General features: G+C 32.4%; 14 protein-coding genes and 1 other annotated feature. Of the genes, 3 read left to right on the top strand and 11 right to left on the bottom strand.

Translation table 11 applies throughout. The features are described from left to right. Positions 1-5 precede the first annotated feature (5 nt). The 8 genes from addA to KTC94_RS12945 all read right to left on the bottom strand — a co-directional run bounded on the left by addA (position 6) and on the right by KTC94_RS12945 (position 14,671). Complete coding sequence (addA, locus tag KTC94_RS12975) at positions 6-3,920, bottom strand: helicase-exonuclease AddAB subunit AddA (RefSeq protein WP_220319794.1); 3,915 nt, start codon at positions 3,918-3,920, stop codon at positions 6-8. Beyond that, positions 3,920-7,528 (bottom strand): helicase-exonuclease AddAB subunit AddB, encoded by a 3,609-nt coding sequence (gene addB, locus KTC94_RS12970; RefSeq protein ID WP_220319793.1) that lies wholly within the window; start codon positions 7,526-7,528, stop codon positions 3,920-3,922. Before addB ends, addA begins: the two co-directional genes overlap by 1 nt. A 1,055-nt stretch (positions 7,529-8,583) precedes the next feature. Next, on the bottom strand, positions 8,584-8,919 hold the full coding sequence (locus KTC94_RS12965) for a 50S ribosomal protein L7/L12 (RefSeq protein ID WP_220319792.1): 336 nt from the start codon (positions 8,917-8,919) through the stop codon (positions 8,584-8,586). A 219-nt stretch (positions 8,920-9,138) separates the two neighbouring features. After that, on the bottom strand, positions 9,139-9,462 hold the full coding sequence (locus tag KTC94_RS12960) for a hypothetical protein (RefSeq protein ID WP_220319791.1): 324 nt from the start codon (positions 9,460-9,462) through the stop codon (positions 9,139-9,141). Positions 9,463-9,821: 359 nt separating this feature from the next. Further along, positions 9,822-11,546, bottom strand: coding sequence for a phospho-sugar mutase (locus KTC94_RS12955; RefSeq protein ID WP_220319790.1), 1,725 nt, complete (start codon positions 11,544-11,546; stop codon positions 9,822-9,824). A 627-nt stretch (positions 11,547-12,173) separates the two neighbouring features. After that, the gene (locus KTC94_RS17785; protein ID WP_369811878.1) at positions 12,174-13,565 is read right to left on the bottom strand and encodes a nucleoside recognition domain-containing protein; all 1,392 of its coding nucleotides are present in this window, start codon (positions 13,563-13,565) and stop codon (positions 12,174-12,176) included. Between the two features lie 16 nt (positions 13,566-13,581). Continuing rightward, positions 13,582-14,343 carry a FeoB small GTPase domain-containing protein gene (locus KTC94_RS17780; protein WP_216302412.1) on the bottom strand — a complete coding sequence of 254 codons (762 nt, stop codon included), beginning with the start codon at positions 14,341-14,343 and terminating at the stop codon, positions 13,582-13,584. An 82-nt stretch (positions 14,344-14,425) separates the two neighbouring features. After that, positions 14,426-14,671: a FeoA family protein gene (locus tag KTC94_RS12945; protein ID WP_165413825.1), complete on the bottom strand. Its 246-nt coding sequence runs from the start codon at positions 14,669-14,671 to the stop codon at positions 14,426-14,428. Between the two features lie 295 nt (positions 14,672-14,966). On the opposite strand from KTC94_RS12945, the gene KTC94_RS12940 reads away from it, so the two are divergent. Next, positions 14,967-15,884, top strand: coding sequence for a transposase (locus tag KTC94_RS12940; protein WP_220286316.1), 918 nt, complete (start codon positions 14,967-14,969; stop codon positions 15,882-15,884). A gap of 248 nt (positions 15,885-16,132) precedes the next feature. On the opposite strand, the gene KTC94_RS12935 is transcribed toward KTC94_RS12940, so the two are convergent. The 3 genes from KTC94_RS12935 to KTC94_RS12925 form a co-directional block, all read right to left on the bottom strand. Beyond that, on the bottom strand, positions 16,133-17,554 hold the full coding sequence (locus tag KTC94_RS12935) for a cell wall metabolism sensor histidine kinase WalK (protein ID WP_258280609.1): 1,422 nt from the start codon (positions 17,552-17,554) through the stop codon (positions 16,133-16,135). A 3-nt stretch (positions 17,555-17,557) separates the two neighbouring features. After that, positions 17,558-18,238, bottom strand: coding sequence for a response regulator transcription factor (locus KTC94_RS12930; RefSeq protein ID WP_165413827.1), 681 nt, complete (start codon positions 18,236-18,238; stop codon positions 17,558-17,560). Positions 18,239-18,871: 633 nt separating this feature from the next. Further along, positions 18,872-19,939 carry an NlpC/P60 family protein gene (locus KTC94_RS12925; RefSeq protein WP_220319789.1) on the bottom strand — a complete coding sequence of 356 codons (1,068 nt, stop codon included), beginning with the start codon at positions 19,937-19,939 and terminating at the stop codon, positions 18,872-18,874. Between the two features lie 275 nt (positions 19,940-20,214). Here KTC94_RS12925 and KTC94_RS12920 point away from each other — a divergent pair, with 275 nt between their 5' ends. Both KTC94_RS12920 and thrS read left to right on the top strand, forming a co-directional pair. Next, positions 20,215-20,967, top strand: coding sequence for a polysaccharide deacetylase family protein (locus KTC94_RS12920; RefSeq protein ID WP_220319788.1), 753 nt, complete (start codon positions 20,215-20,217; stop codon positions 20,965-20,967). A gap of 102 nt (positions 20,968-21,069) precedes the next feature. Beyond that, positions 21,070-21,272, top strand: a binding site (T-box leader). A gap of 134 nt (positions 21,273-21,406) precedes the next feature. Then, complete coding sequence (thrS, locus tag KTC94_RS12915) at positions 21,407-23,344, top strand: threonine--tRNA ligase (protein WP_165413831.1); 1,938 nt, start codon at positions 21,407-21,409, stop codon at positions 23,342-23,344. Positions 23,345-23,361 lie beyond the last annotated feature (17 nt).

Here is a 23,361-nt window from a genome sequence, read left to right as displayed (position 1 = left end):
GAAGATTATTTAACTTCTACGGCTTCATCGTTACTGAATAAATATAGGTAACTTTCTTTAACTTTTTTCCCAAGTGTTGCTTCAATTGCCTTTGCATAATAATCTAGCTGAGATTTATATTTCTCTATTAAGAGATTTACATCTCCATTTTTTAAGGAGTCTGTTTTATAATCCACTAAAACTATCTCTCCATTTTCCTCAAAATAGCAGTCTATTATTCCTTGAAGCATTATTTTTTCCTCTCCATATATTTCGATTGGGAGGTTTTTATCTATATCTGTTGACTTAATTTCCATATGGAACGGTATTTCTCTTTTTAAAGCTTTTTGATTATAAGCTTTTATCATTCTTTGTCCAAGATCTGTTTTAAATAACTTTAATAATTTATTGACCCGGACGGATTTGCCCTCTTCTTTTGAGATTAGCAATTTTTCAACGTAAGTCTCAATTTGTAATCCTATTTCACTTGTGGTTGCCACTTTAGTTAAATCTAATCTTTGCACCACTGCATGCATAGCGGTTCCTTTTTCCGCGGGGGTTAATCCCTTCGCCTCTTCTAGGAATCTGGGCTTATTTATAAGTTTTGGCTGGTACATATTGTTTGAATCGCCTTCAGTAATTTCTGCATTAAATTTTCTTTTAATCTCTGTTACTGTAAGTACTGTAGGCATTTTTGTGGACATTTCGTACTTATAAGTAAATCCTAGCCTTTTTTCTATTTCAAAGATGAACTTCTCATCTGTAGGTTCTTCCTGAAGTGCTGTTAGCTTTTCCTGTGAGCTAACAGTAATTTCTTCTTCATAATTGTCGTTTTTCTTTATGTTTTCTCTATTCCAGAACCTTACCGTAAAGCTTGCAGGATGACTTAATAAATTCGTTGTACTATCATCTATTTCTATTAGTTCACGCAATGGTTTTCCGTCTGCATGCCTTATTATCGCCGGCACTATCCAATCTAAATAGCTTTTACCTTTTAAAATTTCATATTCTCCTAGCTTTTCACTATTCTCTTCTAAACTAGAACTCATTCTAGTTAAATTTCTCTCTGTATTTCTCATTGACCCAGTTATTATTAGCTTTTCCTTCGCTCTTGTTAAAGCTACATATAGTACCCTCATTTCCTCTGCAAGACTTTCTATCTTTATTGTCTTTTTAAGCGCTTGTTTTAGAACTGTAGGATAAGAAATTCTTCTAATTGGATCAACAAAATCTGGGCCATAGCCTAATTCATGATGAAATAATATACTCTTATTTATATCCATTAAGTTAAAGTTTTTTCCCATGCCACTTAGAAATACTACAGGAAATTCTAGCCCTTTACTTTTATGTATACTCATTATCCTAACTACGTTTTCATTTTCCCCTAGGGTTTTAGCACTGCCCATGTCTCCACTACTTATTTTTAACTTGTTTATGAAATTTATAAAATTAAACAGTCCCTTGTAACTAGTTTCTTCATATTGCCTTGCCCTTTGGAAAAGCACTCTTAAATTCGCTTGTCTTTGGGTTCCTCCTGGCATGGCTCCTATATAACCGTAATAACCAGTGCTAGTATATAAGTGCCATATGAATTCATCAATGGGCATATACGTGCAAATTTCTCTAAAGTGGTTTAATTTTTCAAGGAATTTACCGAGTTTTTCTGATTTTTTAGTGCCTTCTAAGTTTACCATTGCTTCATAAAAACTTACTTCCCTTTGACCTACTCTTATATCTACCAGTTCCTCTGAGGTAAACCCTCCTATTGGAGAACGGAGAACTGCTAGCATAGGAATATCCTGTCTTGGGTTATCTATAATTTGAAGTAAACTCATGATTATTTGAATTTCTATGGTACTAAAATAGCCTGTGCCTGTATCTGCATACACCGGTATGTCTTCTAGCTTCAATTGTTCTAAAAATGAGGGTGCCCAATTTGAGGTGGCCCGAAGTAATATTACAATATCCTTATATTCAACGTATCTATAACTTTTTATTTTTTTGTCATAAATTTTAAAAGCTTTTTCATCTTTATGTAGCATTAATTCTTTTATTCTTTTTGCAACAATTCTAGCTTCTAATTCAATATTTGTAGGGGTTTCATCCTCATTTGTTTTGCCATGTCCCTCACCTTCAATTCCATTAGTTGTTAACCGTCCCTCATCTTCGACCTCTTCACCTTCGTTTTCTTCTCCTGCATCTTTAACTTCCTTTTCAATAAGATGTAGCTCCACTGCTCCGCCTATTAATCCAGGACCTTCAAGTTCATCAAAGTGAGCTCCTAAATTCAACGCTTCCTCATCTGTATAGTCAAGATCTCCAATGTTTTTGCACATTATTTGTTTGAAGATATAATTTACTGCATTTATAACCGGTCCACGACTTCTAAAATTTTTGTATAGAGTTATTTTTCTGGTTTTTTCGCCGTCAATTTTTGAATAACTATTATACTTTGCTAAGAAGAGCTCTGGCCTTGCCTGCCTAAATTTATATATACTCTGTTTTACGTCTCCTACCATGAATACATTTGGGAAACCTATTTTTTCTCTTGAGATTATATTTAATAGAGTTTCTTGCACCATGTTGCTATCCTGATATTCATCTATCAAAATTTCTTCGTATTTATTTCTTAGCCCAACTGCTACTGCGGAAGGTTCTGGTTTTCCCTGAGCGTCTATTACTATTTCCCCCTCTTCATTTTTTTCCATCAAAATGTCAAGGCAGTAGTGCTCAAAATCATTGAAATCTATAATTGAACGTTCTTTTTTCTTTTCTCTATATTTTTCCTGTAAATCTATAACAAGCTGAGATAGTTCACGCATTTGTGGATACAATGTTTTTATATCTCTTAAAGCCGTTTCTGAATTTGCATTCATTATTTGCTGCCCCAGTTCCCCTAATTGTTTCTTAACCTTATTTCTTATCTCTTGTACTACCTTTTGTTTTTCCTTATCTTTGCAGGCTTTTATCGTTGTTAGTTTTGGGAAGCTTAAATTTTCAAACGCTTCTGCTAAGCTTTCAAAACAATTGCTTTCAGCGCTTATTAAATCTGCAATTAACTCTAAATCTGATTTGAACACTTCGTAATATAATGCTATAGCTTCATTGTTTTCTATGATTTTCAATGCTTTAATCATTACTTTTTCAATGCCTAGTAGCTCTATTTTAACATCTTCCATTAAAACCTTTGCCCAAGGGGTATCACTAAAACTATACCCATCTTTTATGTTAAAATCCTCTGCAGAACCCCGTAGCCATTTTGTTGGATTTGTAGAACTCATGGCAAAATTATAAAGGCTTAACACTATAGACTTAAGGCCTAAATCTTCTTTATTATTACTATAGGCTTCAACAAGTTTTAAGAAACTAGAATCCTCGATTAGATTTATAGAGCTAGTATCCTTTTCTACAAATAAATCGCTATCTTCATCTTCGGTTTCATTTTCATCATTCATTTCTACATATCTATCCTCAAATAGTTCCTCTAGAGCTTCTTGTTTTAAAAGCACTGCTTCTGTTGCATCTGCTATTCTAAAATTAGGGTCTAAATCTACTATATGAAAATTGCTTCTAATAACCTCAAGGCAGAAGGAGTGAATAGTTGTAATGCTGGATTTATTTAATAAGGTTAACTGTCTTTGCAGTAGTTTACTTTGTGGATTTTTATAAAGTTCCTTTGAAATAGCCGCAGCTATTCTCTCCCTCATTTCGGATGCCGCCGCGTTCGTAAATGTAACCACTAATAACTTATCTATATCTGTAGGCCGATCTTCATCTGTTACTATCTTTATTATTCTCTCAACTAGTACCGCTGTTTTACCTGAGCCTGCCGCTGCAGCTACTAGAACGTTGCAATCGCGAGTATAGATAGCCTTTTTCTGATCCTCTGTCCATGAAACCCCTGTTTTTACATGTTTAATTTCATTCTCACTCTTTAACATTACTCCTCATCCACTCCGATCTCTTGAGTCTTTACACTATTTTGCTCAATTTCGACTGACGATAAGAGTTCCCATATTTCCTTGTCTCTCTTATCTTTTATTATCTTATAGGTATTTTCCTTTAATGTAGGATCAAATTGGCAAATAGCCGTGTATTCACAGTAAGCACAAGGTGTAGCATCTTTTTTCTTATATGGCTTTATGTCTATTTCTCCACTTAACATTTGTTCACAGGTGCTTATTAGGTTTTCCTTTACATGGCGGAGTAACATTTCAAACTGCTCCTTAGTTGCAACTGATGATCTTGAGCCTAACTTCCCATCCTTTTTTATAGATGCTGGGACAACTAGAGATGCGCCTTCAATATTTCTATCCATTTCCCTAATTATCTTAGTATCTGCTAGCAGTAACCCCTTCATTTTTAAAGCCTTCATTATTGCTTTTTCCAGTTCTTCTTCATCTAAATCATTTTTAGCTTTTATTACTGGGTCATCTATTTTAAAGTACAAAATACCTGCTGGGAAAATTGGCTCCTCTGAAATTTCGTTTTCTTTAGAAATCGCTCTTTCACTTTTAAGCATGGCGTCTAAATACGTCAATAGCTGTATTTGAAGTCCGTAATATACATCGGATAGTTTAAAATCCTTATTTCCAGATTTATAATCTATTATCCTGTAAAATTCTTCTCCTTCATTAATTAACTTATCTACTCTATCTATTCTACCAACTAGATTTACTACTTCCCCTGTGGATAGTTCTACTTTTATTGGTGGATAATCTCCATCTTCAAATCCAAAGGATACTTCATAGCCAAAGGGTTCAAATCCACTGTTTTTCATTTGCTCAACTATCACCATAATAGTTCGTTTTAAAACTCTTTTTAACCGCTCTGTAAAGTACTTGTACCTTGGGGTACTGTTCAATATATAGCCACTTATGCCTTCCTCTGCTTCTTTTTCTACAATACTTGCTATATTTTTTTCACACCATTCACGCTGAAGGTCCGCCCATTTTATTTCATTTTTATCCACAAGCTTTGAAAAATCATCAAGTACACTGTGCATAAAGCTACCTAAGTCTGGAGATGAAAATGTAAAAGTTTTTCGCTCCTTAGCTTTTAGGCCATATTGCACAAAATATGCAAAGGGACATTCTTCATATTTTTCTATTCTAGATACGCTAAAATAATTTTTGTCTCCATAAAGTAGTTTTACTTTTTCTTTCTCAAGCATTTTCATTTCATTTTTGTAGTCAAATCCCTGAAACATGGTGTTGCTTTTTTCTCGCCATAAAGGGTCCTTTTGGTACCACTTATAAATCTCAATCCAAAGTGGCGATATAACTCCCTCCGCTAAATATTTTCTTAGATAAAATATCAGCTCGTTAAATGTTGGAACTTTAGCACACAGCTGCTGAATATCATTCGTTTCTTGTAGCCTTTCACTAAACTGAGTTATATTGCTCTCTTCTATTAGACCTTTGAATAAGGCGTCAAACCTAGATATTATAATAGAAGGTCTTAACGTTTTGCCTTCATAATCTGCAATAGGATAACTTATATTTAAATATTTACTTGGGATGGTTATCGTAGCATAGATTAAATACTGCTCATTAAACACCTCAGTTTTTGTGTCATTTGCAAGTTCTAATGCATTTTCTTTTAAGATCATTCTATCATTGTCTGTTAATATTCCATCTTCCTTGTTTGCCATTGGGAATACTCCATCATTTACCCCTATAATGTATAGTGCACTTATATCATGACTTTTTATGCGCTCCACGCTGCTAATAGTTACTCCATCTAGTGCAGGTGGAATAATTCCCATTTGATGTTTACTAAATCCCATGGATAGTACTTTTACAAAGTCTTCAAGGGATAGGGTTTCATTGCCAAGGACTTCCACCATCTGATCTAATAGTTCCATAACTAAGTTCCATATTTTACTGTACTCGGTAACGAGCTCTTGCGCACCTTCCCTTTTGAAATTTTCTATCCACTCCTCTATTGTTTTATATATATTTATAGTTTCTAGAAATTCAAATAAAGTTGTGCATATTTTTTTGGTGGTACATCCGCCTTTTAATTTTTCTTTGAATTGTAGTAGTGGATTTATGACTTTCTCTCTAGTATCATTTAAAATTTTAATAGTGGCTTCTATTCTTTCAGCTTTGTCCTCAGGAGAACCTGCAACTTTTTCTACAGGTTTCTCTGCACTTTGTGATGCAGCTTCGTCTATGCCAGCTTTATCATTATAGTAGTCTCTAAAATAGTATTCTATTTTCTCCTGCCATAGATCAGGTTCTGTCCATTTTCTTTTGCCCTTTATGCCCGCTGCTATTACGAAGTTTTCTAGTATGTCTATATGCTGCTTTTCTATATCTAAAAGCCCTGTTTTAAGATACCTAAACATTGCCTCATAGCTAAAGTTCTTAGTGAAAATCTCAACGACTCCGGTTATTAGCACAATTAAGGGGTTACTTGTTATATCCTTTTTCTTATCTATAAATAATGGAATATTATATTCTGTAAATATGGCTTTAATTAACTTTTCATAGGAAGGTAAGTCTCTTGTTACTACTGCTATTTTATTAAATCTTATATTCTCATCACGGCATAGTCTTAAGATATCCTTTGCCACGTGTTCCACCTCGCAGTATCCATTAAGAGCTTTAAATACCTTTATGTTTTCACATTTCTCAGTACTTGGTGTATATGGGAATGCAAAATAATTTTTTTCAAGAAAAGATAGTTCATTATTGTTTTTAAATTTATATTCTTTATTACCTTCCAGCTCTATAGGTGCTTCGATACTTGTCCCACTATCCTCTGCTAAACTTAAAAGCTTATTTTCTGTAAACTTAATGGAATAAAATGCATCAGATTCCTCCATAGATTTTGAATGCTCTGAGCTTTTTAATGGAAGTGTTATATTTATCCTCCTAGCTTTTTTATATAGCTTTTCGAGTATTCCATATTGTTGTGGTGTAAAGCCTGTAAACTCATCGATCCAAAACTCAGAACCATCAAAAATATTGCATTCATCAAGGGCACTATTTAAGCGTGTTAAATCGTCATCTGGATCCACATAGTTTTTATTTAAAATATTATCAAATTCTCCGTATATAAGAGATAAATCCATTATTTTATCTACTAGCAAGGTGTTTTCCCCTAAATTGCCTAATGTCTTATTTAAATCTTCAACAGAAACATTATATTTTTTAAACTCTGTAATTGCAGAAGCTACATTATCTACAAAGCCTTTTTGTCTAGCTGCTCCTTTAAATACCTTGAGTTCATCTTTCTTTTTTTGAAGTATGCTATGAATAAGCATTGCCTTTCCTGAAGTATCCATAGGTTTACGGGTTATGCCTCCAACCTCGCTAAACACTTTGTACGCTAATCTATTAAAACTAAGTACTTGGACGTTCTTTATTCCTGTAGATCCAACTACTTTTATAAGATTTTTTTCAGCTTGAAAGGAAAATTGTTCTGGTACCAAAAGTACTAAGGGTTTTTCGCTCTCGGCGGTACTTCGTTTTTCTATGTCCTCTAAGCAGAACGTACTCTTCCCTTTTCCAGCTCCTCCGTATATAAATCTTAAACTCACAAAAACACGTCCTTTCTTTTAATTTATTATATATAATTTCCCCACATAGTTCGTTTTGTATTTATTATATTATACCATGCGGGACATATTAGACTTGAATGTTTAAAGATATTTCAAAAGCAAAGTCTCCCATTTCTATAAGTTTGAGTACCTACTATAAGTAGGAGTTACTTGCCCTAACAAATAGAAAACTTCAGTGGTAGTATACCACTACTTCTGAAGTCGTCAATTTATCTTCTGCGAATCTGTTGAAGCGACCCAGGAGATGATTTAACCACATAATAACTTAAAATATTTGTATATTAGGCAAAATTAAATTAACTGACGAAAAAGATTGAAATATATAATTATTATACATATTATTCATATAGCTGCATTTATTTTGTCATTCTTTTACATTCTTATATAAACGCAACCCTTTAACGCAATTTTCAGTACATTTTTATATAAATGCAACCCTTTACCGCAGTTTCAGTATATTTTTATTACATATATGTTTAAATATGTTTAAATATATTTAAATACAAGAAAAAAGGGTCTAAAGATGAAATCTATAAAACATCAACTAATTATCATTGCTATATTAATTTTAGGAATACCATTTTTTATATCAAATTTAATTTCTGATTATTACGTGTCGAATCAATAAAAAAAAGATGGGCGATTTAAAACTTGAAGAATTGAAAAATATAGTTGAAAAATATAGTGCTAAAAATAGTTATGCTTATGTAATAGACGGAGAGAGGTTTTAAGTAGTTGCTGAGGAAGTAAGAAGACTTGCAGAACAATCCGTGAAACTATAAATAACATTCAATATGGCGCGGATGGAGAATTTGTAAGCTCCATGTCAGATGAAATTGCACAAGCATCACAAAATCAAGCACAGCTTGCACAAAAACTTAATGAGTTGGTTCAAAAATTTAAAATTTAAAATTTAAAGTTTAGGGTCACTTGGCACACTTAGAATTAACATATACTAAAATTGGCTTGTCTATTTATTACAATCCAATAATTTCCTCCTAATAATTATGAAACATAATAGACGTGTAAATTACCTATTTTAATTCCTTTTCACTTAGAGCATCAATATAATCTTTGCCTTCTTTGAGCCCTATTCCAGTAGCCATTCTATATTTTTTAATTGCTTTGATATTTTTGCCTTCTAAAATAAGGCTTTTTAATTCAGCCATTGTTTCATCTGACACACGCATTTCACCCGGCAGTCCTATTTCACTCGGAATACCAACTTTATCCGCAATCATATTTAAAGTTCTCTTCATTTGCGCAATGTCAACTCGCATCATACTAATAGTATTTGATGTACTTGATATATTTAACACTACTCCCACTACTCCCGCTACTATAAGTACCAAAATAAATGTATCACTCATAATTTCACTCCTTTCAACTTTGTCATAATATTACAGTTATGCATAATAAACCATGGTTTATTTGCCTACTAATCATAATGCAAATTATAAGCAATCGTAACCTGGTAATATTTAAAAATTAGATATCTTTAAATTTAAAAACCACTAAAATTGGTTTGTCTATTTCCGACAAGCCAATAAATTTTCCCACAATAATTATGAAACAATATAAAATATTGTTTATTTTATCTTCTTAAGTTTCAGATTTAATATAATCTGATTCATAATTGATAAAATACCAATTACAATACAACTAATGTTATTATTTTTAAAAGTGTTAGGGAATGCTGCAAATAAAAACACCCAAATTATAAGCATTACTCCTAATGCTATGTCACTTGTTCCAATTATTTTAACCGCACTTGTATAATTTTTATTTAATTTCTCCTGAAATTGAGGACTAAAAAACACCTTGAATTTCAAACTATATTCATTAATTTTTTTAAAAACATTATAGTTTAAGCTAAAACCTAGCCCAACAAAAATTAATGATATTATAATCACTACTAAATTAATTATCTCCTGCGGAGCTGCATATTAACGACTTCAGAAGGGTATTTACACTCCCACTGGAGTTTTATTTTTGCTAGAGTGATTAACTCTCACTTATAAAAATTGGAGACTTTCCTTCTGAAATGTCATTAAATATCCTCATACTGAAATTCCCCTTCTCAATTTATTAATTGTTGCATCTATACAACTATTGATATTCCATTTTAAATTTATCATGATCCTTTATGGTACAAGTATAACTGTAAATTCATTAGGGATAAATCTAGTTGTATTTAGGAATCCATGCAGTGCAGCCGAATGCATTCAGCACAATGCATGGATCCCTTTAATATATTATATGTTTCTTATGTTTATTTTGTACTTTGAAGTTTTTCCATAATTATATCTTTCATTTCTACCAATTTTTCTTCTGCAGCTTTTAAAGTTTCTCCCTTTGAGTACATGTATATTTTAATTTTTGGTTCTGTACCTGAAGGTCTTACAGCATACCAGCTCTCATCATCAAAGTAGAATTTAAGTACATTAGATACTGGAATTCCACTAGATTCTTCTGTACCATTAATTATGTCATAAGCTTTTTCTATATCGTAATCTATATATTTAGTAAGCTTCGCAGTGCCTATTGTCTTTGGATTATCTTTTCTGTATTCTTCCATCATTCTAGAAATTCTTTCTTGTCCTTCTATGCCTTCTAGAACTAGAGATATTAGGTTTTCTCTATAATATCCAAATTCCTCGTATATCTCATTTAATATATCTATTAGAGTTTTCCCTTGTGATTTATAGTAGGCTGCAGCTTCACATAAAAGCATGGAAGATATCACTGCATCTTTGTCACGAACGAAAGTCCCAGCAACATACCCAATGCTTTCTTCGTATCCAAATATAAATTCATGGCTATCATCTTTCTTAAAATCATTGATTTTACCACAAATATTTTTGAATCCTGTAAGTACTTCGAAGGTTTCCACGCCATATTTCTTAGCTATTTGCCTGCCTAAATCCCCTGTTACTAGCGATTTTACTATGGCCGCATTGCTAGGAAGCGTGCCTTTTTCTTTCATCCCTTCTATAACATATTTTATTAATATAGCCCCTGTTTGATTACCATTGAAAGCAACATATTCTCCATTTTTATCTCTGACCATTATAGCAAGTCTATCGCAATCCGGATCTGTAGCTATTAATAACTCTGCCCCTTCTTTTTTACCAAGTTCCTGGGCATATTTGAAGGCTTTTACATCCTCTGGGTTTGGGTATCCAACGGTTGTAAAGTCTGGATCTGGGTTTTCTTGCTCTGGCACTACTATTATATTAGTAAAACCTCTTTCCTTTAGTACTCTTCGTACAGGCATATTTCCAGTACCATTTAGAGGTGTATAAACAATTTTTATATCTTTATCTATGTTATCCCTTAAAGCTAGTCCCTTTACTTTCTCCATATACTCATCATCCATTGCTTTCCCGAGCATTACTATTAATCCTTTTTCCTTAGCTTCCTCAAGATCCATGATTTCTATGGTACTAAAATCTGTAATGCTCTGAATTTTTTCTGTTATACCATTTGCAGTAGATGATAAGATCTGGGCACCATCTTCCCAATATACCTTGTATCCGTTATATTCTTTAGGATTATGGCTAGCAGTCACAACAATTCCTGCAGCGGTACCTAACGTTCTTACTGCATAAGATAGTTCTGGAGTAGGCCTTAATTCCTCAAATAAATAAGCCTTTATTCCATTTGCTGCTAAAACTTGTGATGCTGTAGCTGCAAATTCAAGTGAAAAATGTCTGCAATCATAAGCTATTGCTACACCTCTATCCATATATGCTTGTCCATAACCTTTAATATAATCCGCAAGCCCTTGCGTTGCTCTTGAAATTATGTATAAATTCATTCTATTAAGTCCCGCACCTAACTTCCCTCTTAGCCCTGCAGTTCCAAACTCTAAATCCATGTAAAATCTATCTTCAATTTCATTATTGTCTTTTGATATTGACCTTAATTCTTCTCGAGTCTTTTCATCAAAATATTTATTATTTAACCATTCTTCATATTTTTTTATATAAGTCATTTTAACTCCCGCCTTCCAAATAATTACCATTTGATAACATTATACATTACTTCCCATACATTTTAAACACCTAATAATAATTTTTAGGATAAATTTTACATATAGTATAAATATCTGTAACAACTTATCCTTTTGCACATATAATATATTAGGATACCTTAATGGCACTTCAGAATGAATTCCTCCTTGGATCCAATTGTGCTTATTATTATTTCAACAATAGTTAATAACCATTAATTAATTATTTATCCTTCTGAAGTCATTAACGGTACCCTTTTAGTGATTTATCAATATAATCTTTACTTTAAAATGAAAGGGAGTAGTTCGTAAGGCTTTGCCTTATACATCAAATCGACATACTGGCTTACGCCCGGTTTGGTGCAAGATTTACTTGGAACAAGACTTTTGTTTTAGCAAATTCGCAAGATTTGTTAAAACAAAAGTCTTTATTTTTGTCATATATATTTGTGAGGGACAGTTTAATGTTCAATTAGTTGTTAACTGTCCCTCTGGTTTTGACCAGGCTATAGTTCAATTAGTTGTTAACTGTCCCTGGGGTTTTGACCAGACTAAAGTTCAATTAGTTGTTAACTGTCCCTAAGGTTTTGTTTTAAGGTTTTGTTTTGACTACATGAAAATCCTATAAATTTTGGTGGTACAAAAGCATATGATTATGGCAATGGCTGTGGGCATTAATACAGATAATATTGTCCATTTTATACTTCCGGTTTCTTTTTTTATAGTCCATACTGTTGTGGCGCACGGAAAGTGCAATAGTGAAAATAACATTGTGTTTATGAGTGTTAAGTATGTCCACCCATTGTTTAGCAAAATCTCCCTAAGCTGATCTATACTTTCAAATTGAAGCATGGATCCTTTAGATAAGTATGCCATTAAAAGAATAGGTAGCACGATTTCATTTGCTGGAAATCCTAAAATAAAGGCTATCAAAATAAAGCCATCTAAACCTATGGCATTCGCAAAGGGATTTAGAAAATTTGCTGCATGGGCTAGTATACTTATATCTCCAATCATGACATTGCCAAGAATATAGGTTATAGCACCAGCGGGCACAGCTACCATTATAGCTCTTCCCAACACAAACATGGTTCTATCAATTATAGATGTATATAATACCCTTCCGAGTTGAGGCTTTCTATAGGGTGGCATCTCTAATGTAAAGCTTGAGGGCATACCTTTTAGTATTGTTTTTGATAATGTATAGGATGTTAGTAATGTAATCCCTATACCTATAAGCACTAAAAGCACTACCATCAGTGCAGCTATAACAGACCTACTAGCAGGCGTTATACTCACTCCTACAAACACCATTGATAGAGCTATAAGAGTTGGGAATCTACCATTACAGGGTACAAAATTGTTGGTTACAATGGCTATAAGCCTCTCTCTTGGTGACTCAATTATTCTGCAGGCTATTACCCCGGCAGCATTGCAACCAAACCCCATACACATAGTTAGTGCTTGTTTTCCATGACAGCAAGCTTTTTTAAAAGAATGGTCTAAATTAAAGCATATTCTAGTCAGATATCCAGCATCTTCAAGTAGTGTAAATATAGGAAAGAATATTGCCATAGGTGGAAGCATTACGGCTACTACCCAGGCGAAAGTTCGGTATACTCCTAGTACTAAAAGGTTATTTAGCCAAAGGGGAACTTGTATATAGATAAAGAATAAACTGATCTTTGCTTCTATCCAAAACAAGAATTTTGACAAAAACTGTGAAGGATAATTTGCTCCCTGAATTGTAAGCCAAAATATCACTGCTAGCAGTAGTATCATTATTGGGATACCCGTTTTTTTAGAGGTAACTATGTCATCAATTTTTTGCTGAGACAATAACCTTTCAGTGTCTTTTATAACAGTTTTTCTTGTTATATCCTCCGCCGTTTTATAAATAGTTTCTACAATGGTGTCTCTTATGTTTTCATTGTTTTGTGTTCTAAAAAGTTTTGATTTTTTTAGAACCTCCTTAATATTTGCGTCTTCCTTTAGATTCAACAATTACACCTCCCTATTAATTACTTCTTAAGTCATAACCTAAAAATTTGCTTATAGAATTTAAAAGTGATTCATCTCCATCTAGAAGTCTTAATGCAAGCCATTTAGCATTAATTTTGTCCTTAAAAATCGAGATAATCATTGGGGTGAGCTGTTGCTGCTGCTGCGTAATACTTTTAGGATATTGAATTTGTACGGGACAGGTATGAATTTTATTAGTGCATAAATCATATATGGTATCTTTTAAAATATTCATGCCTATATTACTTCTTGCAGTAGTTGGCACCACCGGTATACCTAATTCCTTTGATAAAGCTTCTATATTTACACTTATGTTTTTACTTTTAGCCTCATCCATCATATTTACACAAGCTATTACTTTATCAGTAATCTCAATCACCTGCAAAAGCAAGTTTAAATTTCTCTCAATACACGTGGCATCTAAAACAACCACTGTTACGTCTGGCTTTCCAAAGCAAATGAAGTCTCTAGCTACTATTTCTTCGACAGAACTTGCAAGAAGAGAATAAGTGCCTGGCAAATCCACAATAGTAAAGTCTGTGCCTTTATGACCATATTTCCCTTGAGAGTTTACAACGGTTTTCCCTGGCCAGTTTCCTGTATGCTGATGAAGTCCAGTCAGTGCATTGAACACTGTACTCTTTCCCGTGTTTGGGTTTCCTGCAAGTGCAATGACATAATCTTCTTCTTTTAATTTCTCTACATTAAAAAGATCCTTTAATCCCTGCTTATTACTAGAACTGTAAGTTAGCCCCATTTTTTCTCCTTTCTCTATTAATATTTATATTTATAACTATTTAGCCCTGAGATGACATTTAACAGTCATTGTATTCTAATAGCTACAATTCTATGTCTCTTACTATAATATTTTGAGCTTCTTCTTCTCTCAGTGCAATACAAGTATCTCTTATAAGATATGCCGTTGGATCTCCAAAAGGACTCTGCCTAAGTACGTGGATAGTGGTGTTTGGCACTATCCCTAAATCCAGCATTCGTTGTCTTGATAAACCTTCCGAGAGCAATTCTACCACTTGCACTTTTTTCCCTACTGCAATTTCTGTTAGTTTTACTATTAAGGTTTCCATTTTTTCACCTGCCTTGATATTGTCTTATGACCCACAAGAATAAAAAACAAGTAAAGATAACGAAAAATAGACTATGCTAGAATAGACTCGTATACTGATTTGTTATTTATTTTAATGTGCCTTTGCTTTATATTATGTGTTTAAGGCTAAAATCGTCACTTAAAATAAAAAAAGAAAAGTTCACAACACCGGGGACGGTTAACAACTATTTAAACTATTGACTTTAGAATATGAATATCATCCTGACCCATAGGCAATAATTTTAAGAAAAGCTTATGGGAAAGGATGATTTTTTATGTCAAGAACTTTTAGATTAAAAAGTGAACAATCTATATATCATATTATGTGCAAAAGTATCACTGAGGTAGATTTATTCAAGGATTCTGATGATAAGAAAAAGTATTTATCCCTTATAAAAAAATATAAGATCCTATATGATTTTAAACTTTATGGGTACTGCCTAATGAATAACCATTTACATTTAATAATTGATGCTAACGGATCAGACATATCAAAAGTAATGCATGGAATAAATTTTTCTTATGCAATGTATTTTAATAAAAAACATAAAAGGGAAGGTCATCTTTTTAGAGATAGGTTTAAGAGTATAATAGTTGCTAATGAAAGGTATTTAAAGACCTTATCGCTATATACACACAATAATCCTACAGCCATAGTGGAATATAAGGATTGTCCTGAAAAATATGCATTTTCTAGTCTAGCAATATTCTTAGGGAAAAGACGTGATTCTTTTAAATTAATTGATTATGGATTTATTATGAGTCTTTTTGGAAATAGCCTTAAAACTGCAAGGAAAAATTACTATAACCTTGTTTTTAGAGACAACGAAGAAAAGCTGAAAGAAGAAATTGATTTTGAATTTGAAGATGAAAAAACAGAGTATAAAAGTGATAGGAAAATACTTATAAGGAACTTTAAACCAGAGGATATAGCCGAATTTATAGCGTCAAAACTAAACGTATCAAAGGTTCATCTTTATATGAAGTACAGCAGAAAACTTGTAAAAGCAAAAGCGTTAACAGTTGTTCTAATGAGAAGCCTCTGCAACTTTAAATCCTGTGATATATCTAACACACTTGGGAACATTACGCAGGCTAGAGTATCAAAATTAAGCACTATCGGTATAGAATTAATTGGAACAGACGAAAAATACGAAAATATTATAGGTGATTTTATTAAATCCTATGCTTAGCCATTTGTAATAAACGAAAATTTTTCAGAGAATAAAATATGGTTATTTTATTCAAATATACTTGGACAAGCATACATAAATATGATCTTCTATTAATGTATAAGATAAAATTATTAAAACAAGTTCTCTTAAATATGCTGAGCAATGAAAAAATACATGTTTTTTTAAACATGCATCTTTTCATTACTCGTTAACCGTCCCTATCTATTTCACCATTTGTTTAATTGTTTGTTAACCGTCCCCACTTTTTATTTTCTTGAGGTTAACCACAAAGCCCCATTAAATTTTACAGTTACAACGCAACCCGCGCCTTCTTTACTTTCCACTTCTATATTTGCTTTATGAATGGTTAATATATTGCGTACAATAGTGAGACCTATCCCTGAGCCTTCCATTTCATGTCTACTTTTATCTCCCCTATAGAGCCTTTCGAATATATAAGGTAAGTCTTCTTCCTTAATACCAATGCCTGTATCTTCTATTTTTAATATTACTTTTTCATCAGCTTCTTTTAAAGCAATATCAATTTTCCCCTGCTTGGGAGTAAATTTAACTGCATTTGAAAGCAAGTTAATAATTACCTGTTTTATTTTATCTCTGTCTCCTAAAATGTTGCATTGTTTACTTGTGTTTAACTCTAAGGTCATGTTAATATTCTTATTTTCTGTTATTAATTCAAATTCTTTTACAACTGAAGAAAGGATATCTTTCAAAGAAATTTTCTCCGTGTTTAATGCTATTTCTTCTCCTTCAACCTCTTTTAATGCATTTAAGTTGTCTATAAGCTTTCCAAATCTAATAACTTCTTCATTAAGATAAGTCAATCTTTCATTATCTACGGGGAAAATACCATCAATCATAGCTTCAAAATTATTTTGTAAAATATTAAGAGGCGTTCTGACTTCATGAGATATATCTGATATTAACCTCTTTCTAAGGACATCCTGATGCTGAAGCTTTTCTCCAAGTGTATTTATGCTATTTCTTAAATCTTCAAGTTCTAAAATGCTACTCTTATCATTTGCCCTTGCATTATAGTTTCCATTTGAAAGATTGACTGAAATCTTTGAAACTTGCCTAAGCGGAGTAGAGAATTGCTTCGAAATAAAAAGACTAATTAATATTGTTATTAAAATTGAAAGTACGACACTTAAAATAATACTCTTATTTATTGAGAGTTTAAAATCCACATCTTCTTTGGATAATAGAACTGGTGCGTATTGCCCTATTTCTATGTATCCTACAATCTTGTCCTTAGATTTTATTTCAAAGGTACTTGTAGTATAAACCCCTTCATTTTTGACGTGCATAGTGATATTAGTATTGTTAACTATGTCATTAGCGTTCATTCCCCAAACGGCTTTTTTATTTTCATCCTTAAGAGTAAGGCAGTATCTACTCATATAGGCTTCATGCATAATTTCTATTCCTGAAGTTTCTGACCACTTACCATTTTTTTTATATACTTCTTCTAAATATTTTACTATTCTAATATCCCTCTTATTTTGTATTTCGACTAAGTACCTGTTGAAGGTTCTTGATATTGTTATATTCACCAAAAGTGTAGACAAAAAAAGCGCTAATATAGAGGTGCATACCAAAATAATACTTAACCTTTTTCTTATGCTTTGCGTAAATTTTATACTTCGCATAAAGTTTATAATTCTCATAAATTAATCACCACCAAATTTATAACCAATTCTAGTTACGGTTATTACATATTTAGGATTTCTACTGTCTTCTTCTATTTTTTTACGTATATTTTTAATGTGTACATCTATCGTTCTATCAAAACCTTGAAAATCTATTCCCATTATTCTCTCAATAAGCTGCTCTCTTGTGAATACTTTTCCCCTGTTAGATGAAAGAATATGCACTATGTCAAATTCATTTGGTGTAAGAGCTATTTCTGTCCCGCGTACCTTAATTATCCTTTTGTCATAATTAATTTCTAAATCTCCATTATTATAAACTTTTGTTTCAAACTTATTTACATTAATCCTTCTAAATAAAGCATTTACTCTTGCTGTTAGTTCTCGCGGGCTGAAAGGCTTAACAAGATACTCATCTGCTCCAAGGTTTAATCCTTGTATTCTATCTTCTAATGTACCCTTTGCCGTAAGCATAAATATATGCACTTCAGAAATCTTTCTTAGCACACCGCACACCTCTTCGCCAGATATGTCCGGTAGCATTAGATCCAAAATAACTAATCTGAATTCAATTTTTTCGAAAAGTTTTATGCCTTCCAGTCCCTTTGTGGTGCAATGTACTCTATAGCCTTCTTTTTCAAGATATGCTTTTAATATTTCTGAAACCTTTTCTTCATCTTCAATAATCAATATATTATCCATGTTTAATTACCCCTTCTTTAATCCTAATAGTTGATAGTTACACATTTTTATATTATAAAAGCTAAAAGGTTGTTAACCGTCCCCACTTATTTCTTCAATTAAAAGACAAATAATTGTTAACCGTCCCTACTTGTTTAAATTAAATTCCGATCATTATTATATTCCCCTAAGGTTTAGCATAATCGATATATAAAGGAATTATAATATGAAAGTGAAATTCTGCAAGAAAAAATCAATTGTCTAATGCTGTTATTACTATGATAACCGAAACTCATCCTAATATAAAGATATCCAAATAAAATGTCTTTAAAAATCCATAAATTCAATATTCATCCTATTCAAAGGTTAATAAAGAGCTATTAGTAATCATGGATACTAAGATTTGTAATATGATAAAGTAAATTATAATCATAGAAAAAATTTATCAAAAACTTATGTAGTTGTTGTGAAGATTATCAATTTGGAATTATTTTGTGAAAATAAACTCCTCGTAAAACTTCAAAAACGGTTAACAATTATAACTAATAATTGTTAACCGTCCCCACTATGTTGTATGGTAAACATAAAATTCTCTTTCGTTTGCACGTCACAAAGTAGAAATTTTATGCTTTACTATTTTTAATTATGTATTTTCTATTTCACTCGTCTAGCTGATATAAAATCTGATCTTGTCATAGCTGAAACTTTAACCACATCTCCTGTACTAGGAGCATGTATATATGTATTATTCCCTACATATATACCTACATGATGGGGATTACCAACGCTTCCAAACAACACCAAATCTCCGGATTGAAGGCTATTTCTAGACACTTGTACGCCATCATTTATCTGATCAAAGGTTGTCCTTCCTATGGATACTCCAAAATGTGCATATACATATTGCGTAAATCCTGAGCAATCAAATCCCGCTGGCGATGAACCGCCCCATAAATATGGTGTGCCAAGAAAGTTAGAAGCATAGGCTATTACAGCATTACTTGATGGAGTAGCTGCGCCTCTTGAAGGTGTAAATTTAGGTGATGCTTCCTTTGCTTTTGTTATGTTTTTAGTTGCTAATATTTGTGGATTGCTTGTCCCTCCTGGAAGAAGATTTTCCTTGCTATTTCGCTCAGCCAGTAATTTGTTTTGTGATTCTTTAGTTGCAATCATCTTATTTAACTTCTGCTTATTTTCTACTTGTAAACTCAATAATACCTTCTTTGTCTTGTTTAAATTTTGCTGTTTTTCATTTAATTCTTTTCTGGTATCTTCAAACTCATCCATTACTTTTTTATCATATTCTATAACGGTTTTTATATTTTCTACTCTTGATACAAAATCACCGAAACTCTCTGAATCAAGTATTATGCTCGCATACCCATTAAACCCGTTTATGTACATGGTTCTCATCCTACTATTAAATACCTTCTGTTCTTTTTCAGCCTCTTTTTCAACCTGATTAATCTCCACTGCGGCACTTTCAATTGCCTTTTCAGTTTTAGATATTTTATCTTTATTCTCTTCTGTTTTAGCCATGTTTTGTTGAATTTCATTATCAAATTCTTCTATTTTCATTTCGATTTTTTCTCTTTGTCCTTCAATTTTAGATAATGAGTCATTCTTCTGCACCTCTGCATTTGGTCCAACAGCTAATACAGTTACGTTTGAATTAAAAATTAATATCATCATAACTGCAAGATTTCTTAATGCATTCTTCATTAGTACATCCCCTTCATTTGTTTAGAATTTATAACTTCCTAAGAAATATACCACAGTTTTATGTATTTGTTATGAAAATTGTCCATTTTTATGCAATTGGGAAACATTACATAAAATAAACTTCTCGTGAAACCTGACAAAACGGTTAACAATTATAGCACTCATTAAAATTCCTAATAGTAAAAATTTCTATTTTTACTTTATGCATTACTTCGTTTTTAGGAGTCGCAGTTAGCCAAGTAACCGTAGTTTCAAGTGAACATCAACATAGTTTATTGTCGCATCAAATAGCTCAGATTCATGAGGACAATAAGAAGTTAAAATCACAAAATAAGATCCTCGAAAGTACTATCAAAAAGGATGAAGTCTTATATAAATCCAAATTAGATAATACTAAAATAGCTTATTTAACCTTCGATGACGGGGTATCTAGCAACACTTTACAAATTTTAAAAGTCCTAAAAAAATATAATATTAAGGCTACTTTTTTTGTAAATGGTCACCCTGAATCAAGATTTTTGTATAAACAAATTTCTGACGATGGGCACACTTTAGCTAATCACACTTACAGTCATGATTATAATAGTATTTATGCATCGCCAGATAATTTTAAAAAAGACGTAAAAAAATTAGATTCGTTCCTTACTGAAATTACAGGTAAAAAGCCTAGTCATATTTTAAGATATCCTGGTGGCTCTAATAATACTATTAGTCACAGTTACGGTGGCATGGAAATAATGAACACTGTAATTAGTGAAATGAATAAGGATGGTTATAAATACTTTGATTGGAATGTTGATTCTAGTGATGCTTCCGCTTTTTGTCAGCACAAACATAAGATTATAGAATCAGTTTTAACTCAATCTAGTCGGACTAAACACGCCATTATATTAATGCATGATTTAAATCCAAAAACCACAACAGTTGAAGCCTTACCTGAAATTATTGAGGGTCTTACAAATCAAGGTTTCATCTTTGATGTACTCTCTGAAAATACTTATCCACCACAATTTAAAGTAGTAAAATAGAAAATCTTACCTACTATTTATTTTGTTGAAAACGCCTAAATAACTTTATTTGCTACCTTGACATCTTTAGTGCAAGTGCTATAATTAATATAAATATAATAATTTAATTCTACGAAGAGAAAAGTAAGCCATGGCACATTTACAGAGAAAGGATACCTTAGCTGGAAGTATTCTTAAATGAAATTGGCTGAAGACTGCCTCTGAGTGACTTCAATAAAGTCCGGTAATTCCGTTATAATTATTAAGTGGTTTATTTTATAAACAATTTGGGTGGAACCGCGGGAAATTATAATCTCGTCCCAATTCTATAATTAGAATTGGGACGGGTTTTTTTTGTTTTATAAAAATATAGGTTTAAAGAATTGCGCATAATATTTATGCTAGTGTTATTTCTCAAATATGACTTAACCCTATAAGATAAAAGAAAGGAGCAATACATATGATAAACATTAAATTAAAAGATGGTTCAATTAAAACTTATGAATCTGAAATGACTGTAATTGAAATTGCGAAAGATATTAGTGAGGGCCTTGCACGAGTTGCTTGTGCTGGAATGGTGAATGATGAAATCGTAGATTTACGTTATAAAATCACTAAGGACTGCGATGTTAGTATATTAACTTTTGATAGCGAAGAAGGTAAAAAAGCCTTTAGGCATAGTGCTACTCATATTTTAGCTCAAGCAGTAAAGAGATTGTTCCCTAGTACAAAACTTGCCATCGGACCTGCTATAGATGGGGGTTTCTACTATGATTTTGATAAACAAGATTCTTTCTCAGCAGATGAAATTAAACAAATCGAAGTAGAAATGAAAAAGATTGTTAAAGAAGATCTTCCAATAGAAAGATTCGAGCTTGAAAGAGATGAAGCTATTGCTTTTATGGAAGAAAGAGATGAAAATTTTAAAGTTCAATTAATTGAAGACCTACCAGTTGACGCAAAATTATCATTCTACAAACATGGCGAATTTACAGATCTTTGTGCGGGACCACATTTAATGTCTACAAAGTATGTAAAGGCATTTAAACTTACTCAAGTTGCAGGAGCTTACTGGAGAGGTAACGAGAAAAACAAAATGCTTAGCCGTATATACGGAACTGCCTTCACTAAAAAATCCGATTTAGATGCTCATATAGAGAAGATGGAAGATGCTAAAAAAAGAGACCATAACAAGCTTGGCCGTGAACTAAAATTCTTTACAACATCAGATGTTATAGGTCAAGGTTTGCCTCTACTTATGCCTAATGGCGCAAGGGTAATCCAATTATTACAACGTTTTGTTGAAGATGAGGAAGAAAAAAGAGGTTATGTTTTAACTAAGACTCCTCTTATGGCTAAGAGCGATTTATATAAAATGTCTGGTCACTGGGATCATTATAAAGATGGAATGTTTGTCCTTGGTGATGAATCTAAAAATGAAGAAGTCATGGCACTTCGCCCAATGACATGCCCATTCCAATTTACAATTTATAATGCAGATCAAAAGAGTTATCGTGACCTTCCAATTAGATATGGGGAGACTTCAACTTTATTTAGAAATGAATCTTCCGGTGAAATGCATGGTCTTATGAGAGTACGTCAGTTCACTATTTCAGAGGGTCATTTAGTTGTTACCCCTGAACAATTAGAAGAAGAATTTAAAGATGTTATAAATTTAATTAACTATGTAATGAAAACACTTGGAATCGAAAATGATATTACTTACAGATTCTCTAAATGGGATCCCAAAAATAAAGATAAGTATATTAACAACCCTGAGGCTTGGGCAGAAACTGAATCGAAGATGAAAGATATACTAGATCACTTAGGAATAAATTATAAAACAGCTATTGGTGAAGCTGCTTTCTACGGTCCTAAGCTTGACCTTCAATTCAAAAATGTTCATGGTAAAGAAGATACTATAATTACAGTGCAAATTGACTTCGCACTGCCAGATAGATTTGACATGACTTATATTGATAAAGATGGAGTTAAAAAGCGTCCATATGTTATCCATAGAACTTCTATTGGTTGCTATGAGCGAACACTTGCAATGCTTATCGAAAAATATGCTGGTGCTTTCCCAACTTGGCTTGCACCACTACAAGTTAAGGTATTACCTATTTCTGAAAAATATCATGATTATGCAGAAAAGGTAGTTGCAAAGCTTAAGGAATCAAGAATCAGATCCTCTGCAGACTTTAGAGCAGAAAAAATTGGCTACAAGATTCGTGAAGCTCGTAATGAAAGAGCCCCTTTCCTATTAATAGTTGGTGAAAAAGAGGCAGAACTAAATGAAGTCTCTGTTAGAAGCCGCAAAAATGGTGATGAAGGTGCAACTTCTTTAGACTCATTTATTTCAAGAATTAAAGAAGAAATAGAAACTAAGCTATTATAATTAAAAAAAGCAAGTAC

The sequence above is a fragment of the Clostridium sp. CM028 genome (assembly GCF_030585565.1).
Classification (GTDB): Bacteria; Bacillota; Clostridia; order Clostridiales; family Clostridiaceae; genus Clostridium_AD; species Clostridium_AD estertheticum_B.
The sequence above is the reverse complement of the archived record's forward strand: the minus strand, read 5'-3'. Positions and strand labels throughout refer to the sequence as shown.